Genomic DNA, 20,311 nt, shown 5'->3' on the forward strand with positions numbered 1-20,311 from the left:
CGGGAAGCTATTTGTCTTCTTATTTTTTGTTTTATCTTTTAGCCGTCGCAGTCTTAACCTGTCAAGGCGACTGCACGACAATCACGGTCACATTGTCTCGTGCGCCGCGATCCATAGCGAGCGCAATCAAGGACTCCGCGCGCTCCCGGCAATCGCCGGCTTCCAAAATCTCTTCGATTTCGATCGGTCCCGCTTCTTTATCCAAACCGTCGCTGCATAGCAGAAACCCGTCGCCCTCCATCAAGTCGAACGTCATGATATCGAGCACGAGCACCGGGTCCGCCCCGACCGCGCGGGTGATGACGTTGCTACGTTCCCGCTGGGTCCGTTTCTCATTCGTCAGAATTTCGAAACAGGAAAGCTCCCCCTCCGGCGAATGATCGTGCGTCAGTTGTTCCAATCGGCCCGCGCGATGGCGATAAAGCCGACTATCGCCCGCCCACAGGCAGGCGCATCGATCATCAATCGCCAACAACACGACGACCGTACTGCCGATGATTTGACCGGTCGAACTCTGGCGAGCCAGTTCCCATAATTCGTCGTTCACGCGTTTCAGAGCCGACTCGACGTTTTTTACGGACTCATCCAGATCGGACGTAGCGGGCAGAGCCGCCAATGCCTCGACGATCGCACGGCTCGCGACATCGCCGGCCTGATGTCCTCCCATGCCGTCGGCCACCGCCCACAGGCCGATGTCCGGACGCTCGATGAATGCGTCCTCGTTGATTTTCCGCCGCTTGCCAACCACGCTGATGCCGTGAGAAAGCCAGCGGCGAAGTCCGGACGGCCCGCTTTCCGGTGACGCAGGTCGGCTGGTTCCGTCTGCGCTTTTCGGCTCAGCCGAGGTCCGAGCCGGCAAATCGGGCAAGCGCCGGGTACTGATGGCCCATCCGCGTTGCTCCCAGCTTCCAGTCATCAGGGCGACGAATGCGTCTATCGGCGGCAACCCTTCGCAGACCAGGAACGAGGCTTCGATGTGTTCCGATCCCGATGTACTCCACAAGCTATGAGCCGGAAGAAAACGGTCGAGCAAACATCCACTGAGCCCCATAAGCACGTCAGATACCTGACTCAGGTTTTCCATCTCGAAGTGGAGTGCGAATCTGCCCGCCCGCGGATTTTGAGAACGGCTAATGCCCGAACTGCTTTTCATGAAATCCGGCAGAGACAATGTCTCCAACTCCCGATCGAATTTAGCGAGCTCGAAATCATTTTCGAGCCCGGACAAGGCCAGCGCTTCCAGAGCCTCGAACCAGCCGCAGTCCCGGCGGAACAAAAAAGGCAGGTTCTGCGGTTCGGCCACGGGCACCGCCAAGGTCAACGGAAAGTACCGTCCGACCTTGTCCACGCTGGGCATCAAAATGCCGGCCCAGGCGTCACTCCCGCAGACGCCCGCACTCAGCCCGAAACGCCAAATCGGGCTGGTCAGATAAACATCCAGCCACGAATCCCGTAATTGTTCCCGGCTGGCAGCTATGGCGCTCTGCAACCACTGATCCCAATAATCGATGAAATGCCGGGGAAGACGCCGGGAGACGAAATCTCCAAGAGCCGGCAATTTGCCGTAAAAGCCGACTTGAGCGAGTCGATTCATAGAGCATCCGGGCAGCTGAAGGACTTCAACGCCGCGAGCCCGAACGGATTCGTCACGCTGCCGGCGCGCAGCTCGTAGCGTGCGCTGTAACCCTCCACTCTAAACGTGACCAGGAACCGCTCCGGAAGCTCGGTCTGTTGCACCACGGCCTCATCCAGCAGACGGAAAAAAGCCCAACTGCCCTCTTTCGAGCGGCTGACCTGCCTTCCGTCCACGGCCTCGAACACGACTCGAACGCCGGCTCCGGCCGACGGCCCCGGCCACTGGAGCCGCGTGACTTGCTCCGGGCCGTGCCGATAAACGACCTCCTGCCCTTCCAGGTTGAAGCGGAAAGTCGCCACGTTCTCATCCAAAGAAATCGGTTTGAGTTCGAACGACACTGCGGGCATTTGGCCCCCCGCAGAAAAAAAGGCGGAACGAATGGCGGCGGCATTCTGAAATTGGCGGATGGTCGCCGGCGAAAGTCCCAGAGATTGGTTGTCCATGGCGACTTCCGTCCACACCGGGCGGTTGACGTCGACGAAGGTCTTCAGATTGGATTGGAAAAACTGATCCAGGGCGCCGTTCGGCGCGAAGAATTTCGCAAAATCCATCAGCGTCGCGTCCTTCGAGCTGCCGCCCACGAAGGGGTAGCGACCGCTGAAAGCGGCCTTGCACGGAGTGGCCACCGCCGTCTTGAGCATGCCGTTCAATTCGGACTTGGCTCCGGCCAGGGTTTGCCTCCATCCCACCGTCAGAAACGAGAGAAACCAGCTTTTCAAGGGTTCCGGCAAGCGCCCGAATTCGCTCTTGGCCTGGAGCAGCACGTCTCCGCCACCACCCGCGACTCGCCCGGAGGCACTTTTCAGCGCCTGTTCGCCGCTGAGAGCCGCGCTGCCGATTTGCAGCATGTAATCCCGCAGAGAGGCCACGGTTTGCAGGGTCGAATCCAGGGCCGCCGGCCGATCCGCGCTGCTCCGCACCAGATAGCTGAGGTCTTCGAACGCAGTCTCCACGCTCTGAACCGGGTCGGCTTGCGGAGCGCTGCCGGCGTCCACCTGGCGCGCGGCATCCAGCAGTTTCTGGGTACGGTCGTCGACCTTCGCCTCGGCGACAGCCGGAACTTTGTTCAGAAGCTGTGCGGTAAGCGAAGCGATCTTGGTCAGTGAGGTATTTTTTTCAACGGCTTCGAGCAATGGACGCACCGGGGTGGTCGGGCGAGACAATATGTCCAGCCACTCGATCGTCTGATTGATGTCCTTGGGTCGGCGCAGCTTGATGCTATCCAAAAGGCCGCTCCACGCCTTCTGGTAATCGGCTAGATAAAGCGTCTTGAAATCGCCGTGCAGGCGTTGAATTTCGGACAGATCGACATTCGCCTGCTTGCCGAGCACCCAGTTCTCGGTCACCGCGTCCTTGACGAAATCGAAGCTTTTCTTGAGAAACAGCTCGGAATAACCGTAAGCCGTAAACAAGCCCGGCACTGAAAGCGTCCCGATATCCCGTCCGTCCGCCGCGACGAACACCCGCGCACCGTCGGGCCCGAGCGCGGAATCGAGCTTGAAATCGTGAGAACGATCCAGTAGCGCTTCGTTCTTGAAACGGGCATAGAGCTGAATGGTCTGAGGAACTTGCGAAAGCTTCGCTCGCACGCCGGCGACCAGAGCTTCATCCATGGGCTGAGGATCGAGCCGCAACTTGAGAAGATTGTCGAGGTGGAGATTCAATCGGGCGAGCAAATCGGGTTCGGTGCCGAAACGGCTTTCCCAATCGCTGCGAATCCAGGGCGCTGCGATCTTGGCGTCCATGCGATCCGGCTGGCCGAGCATGAGATAGACCCGCAGAAGTTCGTAAAGAATATCGGGGTTGGAAGCTTCCGGGCCTGTCATGCGCTGCGCCAGGCGCTGAAGGTTGACCGGGAGGAAATAATCCCTGAGCCAGTGCTCGTAGGCATGATTCGCCGCGAGCTGGATTTTTTCGCCCTGGTAAAGCCCGAAATGCGCCAACCGGCCGGAATTTTCGTAGATGTCGTTGATCGCCAGCAACGGATCGAGCTTGGGAATCAAGGTCCGGAGGCTCGACTGCCAATCGCTCCCATCGATGCGAGCCGCACGGTAGCGTTCGATTTCTTTCTCCACCTGCTCGATTGCGGAGGTATTTCGCTGGTAACTCACCAGCCAAAGGATGATGCAGCCCAGGGTCAGGACCAGCACCGATGCGTAAGCCCCGGCCTGGATCAGACGCCGGCGCCGCTCGACGCGGGGATCGAGGCCCGCCAAGTCGGCTTCCTGAAAGATGACCTCCTTAAGCAGGCGGGTGAGAAAGAAGCTCTTTCCCCTTCCGCTGAAGATCGGCGTCGCCTGGCGGTTGAGCCGGAACGTGGCGGCGAGTATGCCCATCACCCGGTCGATCGGCGTTCCTTCCTGGGTGCCGCTGGTCAGATAAATGCCGCGCAGCAGCGGACGGACCTCGTAGCGGTTCGCGCCGAAAGCGTCTTCGAGAAATTTCTCCATTGCCGGCTTCAAAAGCGCCATCTGCTGCGGATAATCGAGAATCAGGCTGCGCCGCTGTACGTCGCGCTCCTCCTGGATGCGGCTCTGCATGCGCCTATTCAAGCGCTGAAGCAGTTCGTCGTAGCCGGACGAGAACCGGGCCAATACATCCACCGGCTGCTTGAAATCCTCCGCCGGGAAGGTTTCGCCCCAAACCTGAGCGCGCTCTTCCTGCGTGAGGTCGGCGAAGAAATCGTTGAATCCCGCGACCAAATCGCACTTGGTGAACAGCATGTAGACGGGGAATCGGATTCCCAGTGTCGAATACAGCTCCTGGACGCGCTGACGGATCGCCTTGGCATGCAAAGCGCGTTCTTCCTCGGTGTGCTGGAGCAAATCCGAGAGGCTCAGGGTCACGAGTACCCCGTTGATCGGCCGGCGCGGACGGTGTTGCTTCAGCAGTTTGAGAAAGCCGCCCCATTCCGCCGCATCTACCGCCTGATAGCTCTCCTGAGTGGTGTACCGACCGGCGGTATCGATCAGTACGGCCTCGTCGGTGAACATCCACTCGCAATTCCGCGTGCCGCTGACGCCGCGGATGGGCTGCGAGCCCAGCCGGTCGGCCAGGGGGAACTTCAGCCCCGAATTCAACAAAGCCGTCGTCTTGCCCGAACCCGGCGGGCCGATGATGACGTACCAGGGCAGCTCGTACAGGTGCTGCTTGTCGCCTCGGGTTTCGCGCAGCAGTTTCAGAGCCTTCGTGAAATTCTCGGTCAGCAGTTCGATATTCTCGTCGGCCGCCACCGCTTCGGCGGATTTTCCCTCGCCACCCTCGCCCGGTGCGGCGAGATCCTTCACCAGTTGCTGCTCCTTGCGTCCCGCCCGGATTTCCGCCACCAAACGCCAGATCACCCAGACCACGACCGCCACGGCCATGGTCAAGCCCCGAGCCCATTCGGACGCCAAGGGTTCTGAACCGGCGATCCCGATCAATGGGCCGACGAACCAGATCAAGGCGCATAGGGCGATCATCCCGATCGCCTGAATTACCCATTTTTTTTTCAAGAAATTGATGACGCCTTTCACGACTTGCCTCACTGGATCAGGATGTCCACGCGCCGATTGATGGCCCGGTGCTCGGCCGAGTCATTCGGAACCAGCGGTTCGTAATCGGCCCGCCCTTCGAAGCGAATCCTGCCCTGCAAGGCGGCGGAGGTCTCCAGAAGTTCCGCGACGTGCTTGGCGCGGGAGGTCGACAATTCGAAGTTGGACGGAAAGCGGGCGGAAAAGATGGGCTTGTTGTCCGTATGGCCGGTGACCAGGGCGCCGTCGCCGCCGGACTCCAGTTCCTTGGCGATCTTGGCCAACATCGGAACGAACTCCGGCTTAACGCGATCGCTGGCCGAGTCAAAGGAATTCCGAATCCGCAAGATTCGATCGTCCACCACTTCCACCATATTCCGGGAAATCTCCCAAGCCAGTATGGGTTTGAATCTTTCCGTCTTCGAGACCGGTTTCGGTGCCGGTACGGGTGCCGGCGTCGCGACCTTTTGAACCGGAAGGTTCACCTCGTCTTTCGCCAAAGCGAACAGATCGCGGGCGACGGGGTCCGACGCGGAATTGACGGCAAAGGCGAAGCCCAAATAGACCAGAACGAGCAACGCCGCGGCACCCGCCGCGATCACCCAGATCGGCACGTAGCGGACGATCGGGTTGCGTACGTCCTTGAGCCCCTGCCAACGAATCGACAAATCCCGCTCGAAATCTCCTCGAAGGCGCTGAATCAGCTGATACAGCTCGCTGCGCACGCGCTCCAATTGGCTTGCGCCGTTCTGCACGATGCGGTACTTGCCTTCGAGGCCGAGATTCAAACACAGCCAGAACAACTCGATCAGGTTCAGATTTTGGGCCGGCTGGCGCGCCAAATGCTCGAGAAACTGGAAGAACTTTTCGCCGCCCCAGGCTTCCTTGTGGAAGATCACCAAAAGGCTTTGGTGCCCCCAGTTGCTTTGCGCGCCCCAAGGAGTGTTCAGAACTGTCTCGTCCAGCAAGGTACAGAGCGCGTAGCTGGCGATGCGCGCATGCTCCTGCGTGACCCCTTGCCGCAGCACCCGGTTTTCGAAACCGCGCAGCTCGCTGACCAATTGCTGCTGAAGCTCGGCCACCGCTTGATGGACCGCCGTGCTGCGCAGCCGGGAAACCAGGGAGAGCAGCGACAACGCCGCCGTCACCACCGGATTTTCGCCGTATACCGCTTGCCGGCGCGCATCCAGTTGCACGTCGGGCACCCGGATCGGAGGCGGTTCGGGTGGCGGCGCCGCCGCAGCGGGCGTGGCACGGCGACGCCCGCCGGGCGTCGGCCGTATTACGGTTTTGTCTTCGTCGTCGAAGGGTGCGAAGGGATCGTCTGAATTCACTTTGGCTTTTCCTGGACGGCTAGGCAGGACGGGATGTCGGATTCAGTTCACGGGCGGCGTGCATTGGCATCAGGTTTTCTTGATCGCCCACAATTCCAGTTCGAGTCCCGGAAAATTGCCGCCGATATGGATCGCGAATCCCCCGGAAACCGACATTTTTCTCCACAGCTCGCTTTGCTTGTCGAGTTCGAAATAGGAGAAGCCGGCGTGATAGGGAATCTGACGGGGAGCCACCGGCAAGGGATGTACGGAAATTCCCGGAAGCGCCGACCGCACCAGTTGCTGGATTTCCTCCACCGGCCCGATCTTGACCTGGGGAGGGAAGTGGTTGCGCAGAAATTCCGGCGGTACCTGCGCATTGGCGGCGAGAACGAAAACGGCATTCTCCAGAAGTTTGAGGTCCGGCCGTTTCGCGCCGTATACCCCGAACTTCGGCTTGCTGAGCGGGATTTGAATGGCGTTTTGCTCCAACACCATGCTGAGGAGCTGCCGCAACTCCTCCATCACAGGCGTGAAACATTTCTGCAGATCGTCGTGCTGGTATACCGGAAAGCCGATCGGCCGCTTGGACGGACGATAGAAGGTCGCCAATTCGCCGGCCATCTGCACCGCCAGGCGGTAAAAATCCTCGGGATGCAGCGCCGCGGTGTTGGCCAGATGCTCCAGCAAGGGCTCGTAACGGTTGATAATCTGAAGCAGCATGAAATCGGCGATTTCCGCCACGCCGCCTTTCCCGGCCTCGGCCACGCGGCCGGCGAGGGCTTCGCCGCGAGTATGCAGCAAACCGTGCAGTTCCCGGAGGAATCCGCCGAGCAGCCCCGTTCCGAAACAATTGAGGCCCGGCGCGATATATCGCTCGTCCAGGACCACCGTTTTGTCGGCGCGAACTTCGATGATGCGGGCTACCCCCAGACAGACGTAGCCGGAGCGCTCCTGCCGTTCGAGCATCAAGCGGGTGCGCATTTTGCCGATTTGCACCGGAAACCGTCCGTCGGCGCCGCTATTGTGGTCCCGCACCTCGCGCTCGCCGAGACGATACCGAGCCAAACTGTCCTCGAACGCTTCGCTGTCGATCTCGGCCGAGTCCGGGCGCCGAACGGGAAGCGACAGATACACGACGTTGTCTTTGACGTCGTCGGGCGCGTCCAGGGGCAAGGGAAGCTCGTTGTCATCCGGCAGATTAAACGGAGTGCCGTCGGGAAAAACGCCCCGCACTTCAACCAGCGCCAGTTTGCCGACAGCTAGTTGCCGCGGATCGAGCTTCAGCGTGCCGAACCCCCAATCGAACGGTCGCAGACCGCGGCACCGGCCGTCGACCAACGCCTCCAGATAACGGTCGTGTTGCTGAAAATGCTGCGGACGAAGAAACATTCCCTCCGACCACACCACTCTGCTGTATTCGGACATATCGGTTCCTGTTGTATTTTCTTATCGCGAACGGGCCGATTGCAGTATGCGCATCTGCCGCTCGTAAACTTCCCCGAACTCCTCTCCGAAAAAGTTCTCCAGAATCTCGTTGACCAGTTCCGGATACGCTTTTCCGTAGGCATCCCAGCATTTCGCCTTCTTCTGAAAGACGATGGCATCCTCGTAAAGCTTTTCGAACCCTTGGGGATCGAACCGCCTCAAGGCCGCCGCCAGCGACGCCTGAATCCCCGCCGTCATGGCCATCTGATGATTCATGAGGTCGGCGAATCCCCCCCGCACCGCCTCGACGGGATCAGAGAATCCCGGATGGTTGCGCGCCAGCATGATCTTGAGCGCGTCGTCCACGTTCGGGGTAAATTTTAGCGGGTTATTGTCAACCGGACGCATGGTGGTAACAGAAACGCGAAATTGGCTTTTCAATTCCGCACGTGCCCGCATGACGGTCATCATGCCCTCGACGAAGCTGCGGAGCAGAACGCCCACGGTATTCATGACCGCCGCCATGTCCTCGTCCTTCACCCATCCAGTGGCGGGCGCGATTCCGGCACCGGCCAAAAAAGACGCGAACAACTCGCGGTCTGCCGCACTCTTCGAAACCGAGGAGGAACCGTCCGGCAGCACGGCCGAAACAGGTTCCGGAGCGGCCGGCGATGTGGCCGCACCGCTTAGATCTACCGGTGCGTCATCCACTGGCGGAACGCTGGCACGAGGCGGTATCGGCGCATCGGGCGGCAATCCCGCCGCTTGTCCGCCGTGAGCGGCGCTCTCGGTTCTCGCAGAACCCGGCATCTCCTCGAATCCGCCGAGCGGTCCGATTTCGGGCATCGAGTCATGCGAGTCGGCGGATTCGGTTGCGCCGGGGCCGAGTTCGTTCAAATCGAGCCCTTTAAAGAAATCGTCCGGCGGTTCCCAACTTTCCGGGGCGAGGGTGGAATGCCCCGATCCACTTTCACTCGCATCCAGGTCACGCAACAGGTCTGTCAAATCGAAATCGGGCAGTGCCGCTTCTTCCGGTTTGTCAGCGATATCGGGCGGAATAAAACTGTCATGAAAAGGCGATGCGTCGGGCTGATCGATGAAACTCGGTCCCGACGGCTGGGATCTCTCCGGTTCCGGCGGAGGAAGATCGAACGGCGAGTCCCACGTCGGCGGCTCGGGCCAAGCTGCAGATTCCGGTACGGGCGCGGCGGGCGCCTCGTGCGAAGCTTCGAACGGATCGAAGCCGAACGGCGCTTCCTCGGGCTCTGCCGGCGGAAGCGACACTTCGACGACCGCGATTTCATATTCGCCGATCTTCAGTACGTCCCCATTCGACAGCGGCGCGGTGTCGTGCTGAAGGAGAAGGTCTTTATTGACAACATAGGTGCCCGCCGTGCTCAAGTCGGTGAAACAGTAAACGCCGTTCCGATACTCGATCGAGCCGTGCCTGCGGGAAATGAACTTGTCGGGATCCGGCAAAACGAAGCGGTTGTCGGGCGAGCGACCTACCGAACCGCCTTTCTGGTCGAAGGTGCAGGATGGTTCCTCCGGAACGGGAGCGCCCTTGTAGCTGAGAACTTTGAGGATGAGTGCCATGATGCGTGCTTCGGTTGAGCCCCTGATTGTCAGGCATTAAGCATAGACAATCGTAACGACGGAAAACTGAGGCCCCCGGAAAAACCGGCCATGTCCGAAGCGATCCAGGGTCTCAGCCCATCCTGCCTTCCCTGAACCGTTTGTATTCGTTCCATCGAGTCGCCGATAGCTTACACGCGAACGCCGGACAGGCAAAACGCGGTTCGGATACGATACCAGCCGCTTGCCGACCACGGCATCGAGAGCTAAGCTCAAAGCCGGTGTATCAACTTAAAGAGGGAAGAAGACCGCGCTGCACGGGCAAAGGCCCTTGGGCCGCGCCCACCGCTCACCAACTTCCATGGGCACGCTATGCTTTACTCGCCCGTCCGTGGGGCTCGCCCTTCGGCTAGGCTTCGCCTGTTCAAATTTGCTCCCGGCAGATTTGTGCCCATCCTACAACGCTTCTGATTTAGGGTGTAACGCCAGAATTTCCTTCGTTTATAGAGTCAGCCAGAGTCTTCCCAATGCGTGTAACCACAGTTCTCCCGATCCTTGTAACCTTTCTTCTCCTCGCGGGATGTGCGGCGGATGAGCCCAAACCGACTCCACCACCGCCCACCGTCGTACAGTTGAGGATCGAGGCGCTGCCCGATATCAATCTCGACGGCGAGGGCCGTCCGTCGCCTTTGTTGCTTCGCGTGTATCAGCTTAAGGAGCTGGCCGCCTTCAACGGCGCCGACTTCTTCCAGCTTTATCAGAATGAAAAAAGCGTCCTCGGCGCAGATATCGCGGGCAAGGAGGAATTCATTCTGCGTCCCGGAGAGAAGCGCGAGCTTTCTTTCGAAGCAAAACCCGACGCAAAGGCCGTCGGGGTGTTCGCGGCTTACCGCGATCTCGATTCGGCCCAATGGCGAGCCTCCGCTGCGATCCCTCCGAATACCACAAGCATCATCAAACTGCGCGTAACCAGCGACCGGCTCGACTTGGGATCTCCCGAACCGACCGATGAAGCGCCCGCCAAATAGGTTCGTCGCCGCCGCGTTGTTTTCGGTCCTGCTAATTGCCGGCTGCGCATCGCCCACTCAGCGGATCGAAGACGCGGCGGCGCGCTTCGGATACCGGCCACTCGGTCTGGAGGGAAACGGCTTCCGGCTCGCGGCATTTTTCAAGCCTGGTGCGAAAGACGCCGGAAACAGCTTGCATGTCTATCTCGAAGGCGACGGAACGCCCTGGCTATCGCGCCGGACGATCTCGGACGACCCTACTCCCCGCGATCCGGTCATGTTGAGGCTGATGGCCTTGGACGAAGGCCCGGCTCTTTATCTCGGGCGTCCTTGTTATTACGGGCATTCGGCCGATCTCGGCTGTTCGCCGGCGCTGTGGACGCATAGAAGGTACGGCCCCGAGGTGGTCGACAGCCTGGCGCACGCCTTGCGGAGCTTCCTTTCGAAAAACCGCTTCGAGCGGCTGGTTCTGTTCGGACACAGCGGCGGCGGCGCGCTGGCCGTTCTGCTGGCACCGCGTTTCCCGGAAACCTCCGCCGTCGTGACCTTGGCCGGAAATCTCGACATCGAGTCCTGGACCGCCCATCACGGATACAGCCCTCTTGCAGGCTCGCTGAACCCGGCCGAAATCAAGGCTAAGGGCGTCATCGAATACCATTATCTCGGCGAGACCGACCGAGTCGTCCCGCCCTCCGTCTTCGAACCGATCGCCAAACGGCGCCCCCGGGCCCAGGTTTTCGTGCTTCCCAACTTCGATCACCACTGTTGCTGGCAAGAAGTCTGGAAAGGCATTCTGCAAAAGACGGCCGATCTCGGATCAAACTCCGCAAGCGCCCATGCACAATGAATGCTACATTTTTAGAGCGTTTTCCGAATCGGTGTAAGGGATTCGGATATGTAGGTCGGCAATCCCTTGCCGACGTATCGGCTCGGCGAAGGGCTTTGTCGGCAAGGGATTGCCGACCTACGTTCTCCCCTCCTTGCACGAATCCGTACACCGGGATGGAAAACGCTCTAAGCCATCCCGCCCCGATCTCCGGAGAAACTGCAACCATGAAGCCGCTGCGTAAGACATCCTTAGCCCTTGCCTTATCCACCACCCTTCTGATCAGCTGCGCCTCTCAGCCGGTCAGTCAGGAGGAAGCGGCGCGCGCCGTCGAAGGTTATATCGAGGATGCGGACAAACTGTTCGTGGTCGACTGCCTCCTTCCCGGCCAAGTGCGAAAACTCGGGTCGCAAATGACCTATCTCAGCGCCCGCCGTCCGATACGAACCACGGCCGCCGACTGCGAAGTGCGCGGGGGCGAATATGTCGCTTACGACCGCGCGAATTATTCATCCGCCCTGAAGGTCTGGCTACCCAAGGCCCAGGAAGGCGACGCCACGGCCCAGCTCTACGTCGGGCAGATCTACGAAAAAGGCCTCGGGCAGGAGCCCGACTATCGGAAAGCGGCCGAGTGGTATCGGAAGGCGGCCGAAAAAGGCAATGCCCAGGCGCAGATCAACCTCGGACATCTCTACGAAAAAGGCTTGGGCGTCTCGAAAGACAGTTCTGCCGCGAGCCGCTGGTATCAAAAAGCATCCGGCCTCGAAGGCAGCGATTTGAATTTCACGCCGGCGGTCGCGGCGTCCGATGCACAACGGCAGGAAATCGAAACCCTGCGCCAGGCCGCCGAGCGCAGCCGTCTTGAAGCCGCGGAACTCCGCGGCGAACTCAACGCGACCCGGCAGCAGCTACAGGAACAGCAAGACGCACTGCGCAAATCGCAGGATGAGATCGACAACCTTCGGGAGAAGCTCGCGAAGCAAAAGGCGGCCTCATCGACCGGCGACGATCCGAAGATTCGCGAACTCGAGGAAGAACTCCGGCAGAAAACCGCCCTGCTCAAAACGCAGCAAGCCAAAGTCAGTCAGATGACGGCCGCATTCGGCCGGGAGCGCCAAAAGCTCAAGCAGGAACTGGCGGCGGTCCGGACCCAAACGGCCCCGGCGAAGGCCGGTTCCCCGGCAGGAACCGGAACGAACGGCCAAACCGTCAATTCCGCGCGCAAACAACTGGACGAAGCCGAAACCGCGCTCCAAGCAAAAATGGAGGACTATCAAAAGAGGTCGTCCGAACTGACCGCATGGCTGACTCAGAAGGACAAGCCGAACGGGGACGTCTCGCGTGCGCAGATCGACCGCCGCAAATCCGAACTTCAGAACCAGGCCAGAGAGATCGCCCTACTCAAGGAAAAGGTCGAACAACTGGCATTCAAGGTTCAGGAACAGCCCGCTCCGGAAATGCTCGCCCAGGCGGGCCCGCAGGTGGAGATTATCGACCCGCCCGTCACCATGACCCGCGGCGCGCGGGTGATCCAGGTCGGGCCGGAAGCCAGGGAGATCGTCGGGAAAATCGAGTCTTCGGCGGAACTGCTTTCATTGATCGTCAACGACAAGCCTCTGACACCCGATACCTCCGGTATCTTCCGGTACCCGATCAATCCCGACGAATCCACGGGCTCGGTTAAGATCACCGCGACCGACAAGAAAAACAAGGTCACGAGCCTGGACGTCACCCTCATCGGGCAATCCGCGCAGCATTCGGAGACGACGGCCACGGCGCCGGTTGAAAGCAAACGCGCGGGGCGGCCGACCGATATCCATTTCGGCAAGTTCTACGCGCTCATCATCGGCAACAACAGCTACAGCGCCTACCCTGCCCTGCAAACGCCGGCCAACGACGCGAAGAGCCTGGACGTCATCCTGCGCGAACGCTACGGCTTCAACACCAAGCTCCTCCTCAACGCCAACCGTCATCAAATCATGACGGCGCTGAACGAAATCCACAAAAAGCTGACATCGGAAGACAACCTGTTGATCTACTACGCGGGACACGGCGAAATCGACCCCAACACGAACCTCGCCTACTGGCTGCCCACCGACGCCGAAGTCGGCAATCCGGCCAACTGGATTTCCAGCCAAAGCATCACCGAATTCCTCAGCATCATGCCCGCCCGCCACGTATTGGTCGTCGCCGACTCCTGCTATTCCGGCGCCATGACCGGTTCGGCCATCGCCAAACTCCCGGACGCCATGGACGAAAGCAAGCGCGCCAAGTGGCTGAAGATCATGGCCACCCGCAAGGCGCGGACGGTACTGACCTCCGGCGGCGTAAAACCCGTGCTCGACCTGGGCGGCGGCGGCCATTCGGTATTCGCCAACGCCTTCCTCGACGTATTGCGCGGCAACAAGGGAATCCTGGAAGACTACGACGTCTTCCGAGCCGTGGCCGGCCAAGTCAAAGCCTCGGCCTCCAAAGCCGGTTTCGAGCAAATGCCCCAGTACGCCCCGCTCCAGCACGCCGGCCACGAAGGCAGCCCGTTCTTTTTCGTGCCGGATAATGCGTGATGGAGAGACGCTTTCAGCCGATAATGCCTAGCTACATCGCCATGTCGGCAATGAAGGGTCGTCCTGGCGCTCCCAGGACGACCGTTTGCGATTGGAATGCCGGCAACCAGTGCACAGGGCACGTGATCAAGGCTAGCGCCGTTGTTTTAGACGTCAAAGTTGACATAAACAAAGACGTTGCATATGGGCGAATTCCGGATTCGATTTTAGTTTTGAGGTCGAATTTAAGTTAGGCCCATCATGAATATGGTGTACATACGAGAGAAATTGGCGACTGACAATGGCAGTGTCGCTGACATCGTCGCCCTCGCCACGGCTGACCTCCGGAGCGTCTATCGGCGTGCGCGCAGTGCGGCAACATCACCGACCCCAGATAACGAGGACAGTCCGCTCTCGCTTGTGGCAGTCGAGGGCGAGACCATCGTCGGCGTCGTTGAGTACTGTGTGCGGTCTGAATCGCTGTATATCCGGGGCCTTGCAGTTCATCCCCAACAGCGGAAGCGTGGGATTGCACGGCAGCTCATTCGTGCGGTCGAGGACATCGCCATCCGTGGCAGAAAGCAGAAGGTTACTTTGAGCACGATCAAGGAAACTGGCAATCCAGAGATATTCGTTCAGCTCGGTTTCTCTGTAGTCGATGAGTCACCGGCTGAAGGCTTCGAGGGGCTGAATGGGAAGCAAGTCACAAAGGTCGACATGTATCGCGAACTGGCCTAACACCGCCTTCGAGAGCGACCTCGGAAAGCGCTGCGCGCTTCCCTCGGCGCCTCAAGGCGAACGTTAGGTTGCCAATGGCAGCATTTCGTAAATTCGAGCTCGAAGCCATTCGTCTCATGTCGGCGGGAGTCCTGTCTGATAAGCAGATGCAGGCGCTCTGTGATGCCACGCATGCGGACAACTACGAGTACACGGGCTGTGGCTACTTTCTTACCGTTAGCCACCCGTCCCTGCCTGAAAAACCATGCACCTTGTCCCAGCCTGCTGTTGTTGGAAAGGCGGGAAATGTCCAAGCAGGGTTCGTAGTGTTTCTCGGAAACGGAAAGCTTGCTCTAGAGTGCCATACATGGGGGCCAGTTGACGTGCCGGCGGACTTCAGGGACCGTGAGGTCACAATCAGTACACCTCCGATCCACCGTGTTGAGTCTGGGCGAGAGGCAACCTAATCGGGTAACCAGGGGTTTCTAACCCCCAGTCCCCACACCACCACGGCATGCGGGTCCGCACCGGGCGGTTCACGAAAAGGGAGCACACGACGATGTCAGGTGTAGCCATGGGCCTTCATCCAAAGATCACGGATAGTGATCAGCCCCTGGGTCTTCAGCCATTGGTTGGTCATCCCGGTCTGCGTCGCCAGCGTCCGCGACAGATGCCAGTAGCTCTTGCTGCTGATCGCCGTCAGGATTGCCTGGCGCTTGCTCGTCCCCAAACCCAACAGGTTCTTGACCTTGGTACGCACGTAGCGCCACTGTTTCCAGTAGCACATGCGTACCCGGCGTCGAAGCCAGTGGTCGAGTTCGGGGATCGGGCGGTAGTAGTCCGAAATGCCGAAGTAGCCCATCCAACCGCGGATATACTGGGCGAGCTTGTAAAACCGGTGAGCCATCGAGACACCCCAGCTACGCCCGGTCAGTGTCCGGATGTTGTGTTTGAAGTCCTCGAATGCCCGGTCGCCCCAACGCAGCTTGGTTCCCCGGAAATTGAATCCGAGAAACTTGGCCTGGTCGGTTTTGACCACCCGGCTCTTCTGCTCGTTGACCACCAGTTTGAGCGTGCCGGTCAGGAAGCGCGTGACGCTATCCTTCACCCGCTCGCCGGCCCGCTGACTTTTGACCAAGATCAGCAGGTCGTCCGCATAGCGGACGAACCGGTGGCCACGCCCTTCCAGTTCCTTGTCCAAGTCATCCAACAGGATGTTGGCGAGCAACGGCGACAGCGGTCCGCCTTGCGGCGTCCCCAACGCCGTTACCTGGATGGACTCGCCGACCAGAACACCCGCCCGCAAATACCGGCCAACCAGCGCCAACAGCCGCTTGTCGCCAACCTTGCGGGCCACACGAGCCATCAAGACATCGTGCCGGACGTTGTCGAAAAATTTCGCCAAGTCCAGGTCACAGGCGATGCGGTAGCCGGCCTGAAGATGACCTTGTACCTGCCTCAACGCTCCATGGGCGGAGCGTCCCGGTCGGAAACCAAAACTCGACTCCGAAAAGCCGGGGTCGAAGATCGGCGTCAATACTTGCGCGATGGCCTGCTGGATCACCCGGTCCATGACGGTCGGGATACCCAGCAGTCGTTCGCCCCCTCCCGGCTTCGGGATCGACACCCGTCGTACCGCTTGGGGTTGATAACTGCCATCGGCCAGTTGCTGGCGAATCTCGGCCCAATGCGAGCGCGCAAACTCGGCGAAGTCCTCGATGCGCATCCCGTCCATGCCGGGCGCACCCCGATTGGCCTTCACCCGCTTCCAGGCCCGTCGCAGGTTCGCACGGTCCAACACCCGCTCCATCAGATCGTCGTGCAAGGCTGGCTGCGTGACGCCACGCCGGACATCGGCTCCCCCGGTCGGGTTCATCGTCGATACCGAGTCGCTCACGGCTCCTCCTTGTCTTCTTGTGTTCGGCCCTTCACCGTCCGGTCTTCCAGGCCGATGCGGCTAGTATGGCCTCTGCTGACTTCTGCCCGGTCACACCCTGCGTTGCCGCAAAACGCGCTGCCAAAGACAGGTCGTAGGGTCCGGTGGCTATTCCAAGGCTTTCGCCCTGGACCTCAGTCCGACTCCCATAACCTATCCCAGCCGCTCGCCGGACAGATCTCCCCGAATAAGAACATGAGCTTTCAGCGCACAACCGCCGCATTTACCCTATCTCCCGTACCCGGCGGGTTTCGTCATCATGTGCTGACTCACCCGGAGACTGAGCCTTCTATGCGGTTTCTGTTCGTCGGCTCGCACCTTTGCGCTCGGGCTTCCTTCAGACCACTCCTCGCGGAGTTGCCCTTGCCGTCGGCTAGTAGTTACATTGGCCCAAAGAATGGGCATTACAGGTACTCCTACAGGGGACTCTCACCCCATCAGTTCATGCCCATGTCGGGCGTACACAAACGCATCAACGCGGACTGGCAATTTCGCTGCGCTTCATTGCCAGCCGGTTATGCGGAACGTTATATTCCCGGCGCAACATGGTTCTTCACGGTCAATCTTGCGGAGCGTCGCAACAACCACTTGTTGGTTGAAAAGATCGATCTCCTTCGAGCCGCATTTCGTTATGTCAAAGAACGAAGGCCTTTCCAGGTCAATGCCGTGCGGTCGTCATGCCGGATCATCTCCATTGCATCTGGACATTGCCTCCGGAAGACGGTGATTTTTCGACTCGCTGGAATTTGCTCAAAGGGCATTTTTTCCGTGCCGTCGAGAAAAGCGAGCGCGTGTCGGAAAGTCGTGGCAAACGGCGGGAACGCGGTTTATGGCAACGCCGGTTTTGGGCGCATTTGATCACCGATCAGGTGACTTTAACGGGCACATGGATTACATCCACTGGAACCCCGTCAAACATGGCTGGGCAAAGCGGATTACCGATTCCCCGCATTCGAGTTTTCATCACCTCGTGGAACGAGGTTTTTATCCAGCCACCTGGGGGCATTCAGGGGAATTCGAACTTGATGCAGGTGAATGACTCGAAAGATGCGGTTCATGCCGGACTTCCCCGTTCGGCACCCTGCGGGTGGCTTTGTCGTGCACCAATTCGCTCGGAGCGAATTGGAACGTGCGAAGCACGGCCCGAAGGGCGAGTTTCAGGGATGAGACGAGTAAATCGTCCTCGCCACGCTACGCTGTCCCGCTTCGCTCGCGAGTCCCGGGCAGCCCGTCCCCTGGCCTGCCCGCTCGCCGCGTTGCGCCTCGCCCTGCCGATTTGTCGTGCCTCAGCGCATCCTATGAACTGTGCGCGTATCGCAATCTTGAGAAGAGCGCAAAGATTCAATGAATACACATTGGGTTAGTGGCATAAGAATAGAATCGATCTATCTCCGAAAAACAGTGCGCGCTTTCCTCCGCACGTTAAGCAAATCGTCGAGCGGTTATAAAATTTACCTCACCTTTTAAGAGAAGGAATCATCATGGAACTTTCCGCTGTCTTAACTCCGGCACCCGAAGGTGGCTATGTCGCCTTCAATCCTGAAACAGGGACAACTACGCAAGGCGAGACTGTCGAGGAAGCCTTGGCTAATTTACGTGAGGCGACCGAGCTTTACCTCGAAGAATTCCCGTTGTCCATCACGGGGCGTCCACTACTGACAACTTTTCACGTAGCCGAACATGCCTAAATTGCCCGTTGTCTCGGGCGCAGAGGCAATACGGGCATTGGAATGGCTTGGGTTTATCGTTGTACGGCAGCGTGGCAGTCACGTTGTTCTTCGCCGTGGATCATCCGGGTGTGTTGTACCAAACCATCGGGAGCTGAAGGCGGGCACATCGACTGGCATTCTCAAACAAGCCGGCGTATCACCCGATGAGTTCATTACTGCGTTACGTGCCTGACATTTCTCAAGAAGCATTGCGGTCGACGCTGTTCCATCCTCACAAGTTAAACCGTTTTAAGATGTTCTTGCTCAGCAGTTTGGCGCGTCGGAATTGCTGCTTGCTATTCCCGAACATCAGCCTGCATAAGGCGGAATAGCGTACTCGCGCATTTCGCCGCATGGGGACATCCCTTTCGGCGTATTAGAGCGTTTTCATCTCGCTCGTACGGCAAAACAGGCCTGCTGGAGTCGTTGGCGCCTTCGGCTCGGGTGGATCGACTCAAGCTTTCGTAGGTCGGCAATCCTTTGCCAATCGCAAACGGTCGCTTTAGTCGCGACCCTTCCGACGAAGACGCTCGGCGGGAAGTGTCGTCGGGAAGGGCGGCTTCGGCGCTCCAATCGCAAACGGCCTGGCCGGGAGCGCCGGCCACGCCCTTCCCGAAGACGCCGTTTGCGATTGGAATGGATTCCCGACCTACTCGCGAGTGCCCGTACAGTAGGTATGAAAATGCTCTAGCCTGGATATTTCATGAAAGGAGGGGTGGCGGAATCGAAAAGCCCTTAAAATTCAACTGCTGACATCGAATTTGTGAGGAGATTCCGCCGTGACACATTGTACCGGACAAATCGAGCTGTTTGCGCCCGTGGCACGCCGCCGCATCGATGTGGCCTTCGACGGGGGCGCTGTGACCAGCGATGCCGGAGTGCTGCTGTTGCGGCAGGTCGATCGCAAGCTGGGTTTGCTGGACAGCGTGGCCCAACGCTTGAAGGACCCGCGTGATCCCAGCCGGTGTGCCCACGCCGTGCTCCACCTGCTGCGACAGCGGGTTTATGGCCTGTGCCAAGGCTATGAAGACCTCAACGATCACGACACCTGGCGCCATGACCTGGCGTTGCAGACGGCCTGTGAACGGCTGTCGCCCGGTGCCTCCAGCCCCACCTTGTGCCGCTTGGAAAACCGGATGGATCGGGCGGCGGCCCTGGCGATCCATGAGGTGTTTGTCGAGCAGTTCATCGCTTCATTTCCGACGCCGCCGGATCAGCTCATCCTGGATTTCGACGCGACCGATGATCCGGTCCATGGGCATCAGGAAGGCCGGTTCTTCCATGGCTACTATGACCACTATTGCTTCCTGCCGCTTTACGTCTTTTGCGGCGATCAGTTGTTGGTCAGCTATCTCAGGCCCTCGAAGATCGACGCGGCCAAGCACGCCGGGGCGATCCTGAAAGCTCTGGTGCAACGGCTGCGTGCCGTCTGGCCCGAGGTGAAAATCATCTTCCGGGCCGATTCGGGCTTCTGCCGACGGCGGATTCTGGCCTGGTGCGAACGCCACGGCGTCGGTTATCTCGTGGGCCTGGCCAAGAACAACCGCCTTTTGAAGCTTGCGGCGCCTTGGCGCCAGGCAGCGCAAACCCAATTTGCCGCCACCTCGGAAAAACAGCGGGTCTTCGGTGAGTTTGCCTATACCGCCGGCACCTGGAAACACCCCCGCCAGGTGATCCTCAAAGCCGAGCATGGACCCCAAGGCGAAAATCCAAGGTTCCTGGTCACCAACCTGGCGGGCGACTCCCAAGCGCTGTACGAAGACGTCTATTGTGCGCGGGGCGACATGGAAAACCGGATCAAGGAACAGCAACTCGGCTTGTTCGCGGACCGCACCAGTTGTCACGTCTGGTGGGCCAACCAATTCCGGCTGCTGCTCGCCTCGCTCGGCTACCTCTTGTTGGAAGCCCTTCGTCGCCTCGGCCTCGCCGGTACCGAACTCGCTCGGGCGCAGTGTTCCACTCTCAGGGGCAAGCTCCTCAAAATCGGTGGCGTGATCCTTCGAAATACCCGTCGCATTCGCTTCCTGTTGCCGAATGCTTACCCCTGGCAGGCGCTGTTCTGGCACATCGCCGAGCGCTTTGCCCCCGGCTGAGCCGGGCCGAGTGGGT

Annotated in this window: 13 protein-coding genes and 1 pseudogene; 8 read left to right on the forward strand and 6 right to left on the reverse strand. The window is 59.6% G+C overall.

Going from position 1 to position 20,311, the window contains the following annotated elements:
- Window positions 1–61 precede the first annotated feature (61 nt).
- From tagF to tagH, 5 genes are all read right to left on the reverse strand, one after another.
- On the reverse strand, window positions 62–1,594 hold the full coding sequence (tagF, locus tag ACR2TX_RS18790) for a type VI secretion system-associated protein TagF (protein WP_434130490.1): 1,533 nt from the start codon (window positions 1,592–1,594) through the stop codon (window positions 62–64).
- Window positions 1,591–5,151: a type VI secretion system membrane subunit TssM gene (gene tssM / locus ACR2TX_RS18795; protein WP_240506907.1), complete on the reverse strand. Its 3,561-nt coding sequence runs from the start codon at window positions 5,149–5,151 to the stop codon at window positions 1,591–1,593. Before tssM ends, tagF begins: the two co-directional genes overlap by 4 nt.
- Before the next feature lie 8 nt (window positions 5,152–5,159).
- Window positions 5,160–6,482 (reverse strand): type IVB secretion system protein IcmH/DotU, encoded by a 1,323-nt coding sequence (icmH, locus tag ACR2TX_RS18800; protein ID WP_086133918.1) that lies wholly within the window; start codon window positions 6,480–6,482, stop codon window positions 5,160–5,162.
- 69 nt (window positions 6,483–6,551) lie between these two features.
- Window positions 6,552–7,889, reverse strand: a complete 1,338-nt coding sequence (gene tssK, locus ACR2TX_RS18805; protein WP_077731005.1) for a type VI secretion system baseplate subunit TssK — start codon at window positions 7,887–7,889, stop codon at window positions 6,552–6,554.
- Between the two features lie 21 nt (window positions 7,890–7,910).
- Window positions 7,911–9,485 (reverse strand): type VI secretion system-associated FHA domain protein TagH, encoded by a 1,575-nt coding sequence (gene tagH, locus ACR2TX_RS18810; protein ID WP_434130491.1) that lies wholly within the window; start codon window positions 9,483–9,485, stop codon window positions 7,911–7,913.
- A 506-nt stretch (window positions 9,486–9,991) separates the two neighbouring features.
- Between tagH and tssJ the strand changes: the two genes are divergently transcribed.
- The 4 genes from tssJ (at window position 9,992) to ACR2TX_RS18830 (ending at window position 14,578) form a co-directional block, all read left to right on the forward strand.
- The gene (gene tssJ / locus ACR2TX_RS18815) at window positions 9,992–10,492 is read left to right on the forward strand and encodes a type VI secretion system lipoprotein TssJ (protein ID WP_077731003.1); all 501 of its coding nucleotides are present in this window, start codon (window positions 9,992–9,994) and stop codon (window positions 10,490–10,492) included.
- On the forward strand, window positions 10,473–11,318 hold the full coding sequence (locus ACR2TX_RS18820) for an alpha/beta hydrolase (protein WP_156880909.1): 846 nt from the start codon (window positions 10,473–10,475) through the stop codon (window positions 11,316–11,318). Before tssJ ends, ACR2TX_RS18820 begins: the two co-directional genes overlap by 20 nt.
- A gap of 206 nt (window positions 11,319–11,524) precedes the next feature.
- Complete coding sequence (locus tag ACR2TX_RS18825) at window positions 11,525–13,861, forward strand: caspase family protein (RefSeq protein WP_156880910.1); 2,337 nt, start codon at window positions 11,525–11,527, stop codon at window positions 13,859–13,861.
- Window positions 13,862–14,101: 240 nt separating this feature from the next.
- Complete coding sequence (locus tag ACR2TX_RS18830) at window positions 14,102–14,578, forward strand: GNAT family N-acetyltransferase (RefSeq protein WP_156880911.1); 477 nt, start codon at window positions 14,102–14,104, stop codon at window positions 14,576–14,578.
- 541 nt (window positions 14,579–15,119) lie between these two features.
- Here ACR2TX_RS18830 and ltrA read toward each other — a convergent pair.
- Window positions 15,120–16,433 carry a group II intron reverse transcriptase/maturase gene (gene ltrA, locus ACR2TX_RS18835; RefSeq protein WP_434132516.1) on the reverse strand — a complete coding sequence of 438 codons (1,314 nt, stop codon included), beginning with the start codon at window positions 16,431–16,433 and terminating at the stop codon, window positions 15,120–15,122.
- A 510-nt stretch (window positions 16,434–16,943) separates the two neighbouring features.
- On the opposite strand from ltrA, the pseudogene ACR2TX_RS18840 reads away from it, so the two are divergent.
- The 4 genes and pseudogenes from ACR2TX_RS18840 (at window position 16,944) to ACR2TX_RS18855 (ending at window position 20,295) form a co-directional block, all read left to right on the forward strand.
- Window positions 16,944–17,532 (forward strand): annotated as a pseudogene (locus tag ACR2TX_RS18840) (REP-associated tyrosine transposase).
- Window positions 17,533–17,974: 442 nt separating this feature from the next.
- Window positions 17,975–18,181, forward strand: a complete 207-nt coding sequence (locus tag ACR2TX_RS18845) for a type II toxin-antitoxin system HicB family antitoxin (RefSeq protein WP_434130492.1) — start codon at window positions 17,975–17,977, stop codon at window positions 18,179–18,181.
- Window positions 18,174–18,395, forward strand: coding sequence for a type II toxin-antitoxin system HicA family toxin (locus tag ACR2TX_RS18850; RefSeq protein ID WP_434130493.1), 222 nt, complete (start codon window positions 18,174–18,176; stop codon window positions 18,393–18,395). The genes ACR2TX_RS18845 and ACR2TX_RS18850 overlap by 8 nt, the downstream gene beginning before the upstream one ends.
- A gap of 586 nt (window positions 18,396–18,981) precedes the next feature.
- Window positions 18,982–20,295: an IS1380 family transposase gene (locus ACR2TX_RS18855; RefSeq protein ID WP_133719256.1), complete on the forward strand. Its 1,314-nt coding sequence runs from the start codon at window positions 18,982–18,984 to the stop codon at window positions 20,293–20,295.
- The last annotated feature ends 16 nt before the right edge of the window (window positions 20,296–20,311 follow it).

The sequence above is a fragment of the Methylocaldum sp. GT1BB genome, assembly GCF_051027545.1.
Classification (GTDB): Bacteria; Pseudomonadota; Gammaproteobacteria; order Methylococcales; family Methylococcaceae; genus Methylocaldum.

Coding starts and splice junctions, on each gene's coding strand:
- ACR2TX_RS18830 (WP_156880911.1), top strand. CDS start 14,102: ATGAATATGGTGTACATACGAGAGAAATTGGCGACTGACAATGGCAGT.
- tagF (WP_434130490.1), bottom strand. CDS start 1,594: ATGAATCGACTCGCTCAAGTCGGCTTTTACGGCAAATTGCCGGCTCTT.
- ACR2TX_RS18845 (WP_434130492.1), top strand. CDS start 17,975: ATGGAACTTTCCGCTGTCTTAACTCCGGCACCCGAAGGTGGCTATGTC.
- tssJ (WP_077731003.1), top strand. CDS start 9,992: ATGCGTGTAACCACAGTTCTCCCGATCCTTGTAACCTTTCTTCTCCTC.
- ACR2TX_RS18820 (WP_156880909.1), top strand. CDS start 10,473: ATGAAGCGCCCGCCAAATAGGTTCGTCGCCGCCGCGTTGTTTTCGGTC.
- tagH (WP_434130491.1), bottom strand. CDS start 9,485: ATGGCACTCATCCTCAAAGTTCTCAGCTACAAGGGCGCTCCCGTTCCG.
- ACR2TX_RS18825 (WP_156880910.1), top strand. CDS start 11,525: ATGAAGCCGCTGCGTAAGACATCCTTAGCCCTTGCCTTATCCACCACC.
- ACR2TX_RS18850 (WP_434130493.1), top strand. CDS start 18,174: ATGCCTAAATTGCCCGTTGTCTCGGGCGCAGAGGCAATACGGGCATTG.
- tssK (WP_077731005.1), bottom strand. CDS start 7,889: ATGTCCGAATACAGCAGAGTGGTGTGGTCGGAGGGAATGTTTCTTCGT.
- ltrA (WP_434132516.1), bottom strand. CDS start 16,433: ATGAACCCGACCGGGGGAGCCGATGTCCGGCGTGGCGTCACGCAGCCA.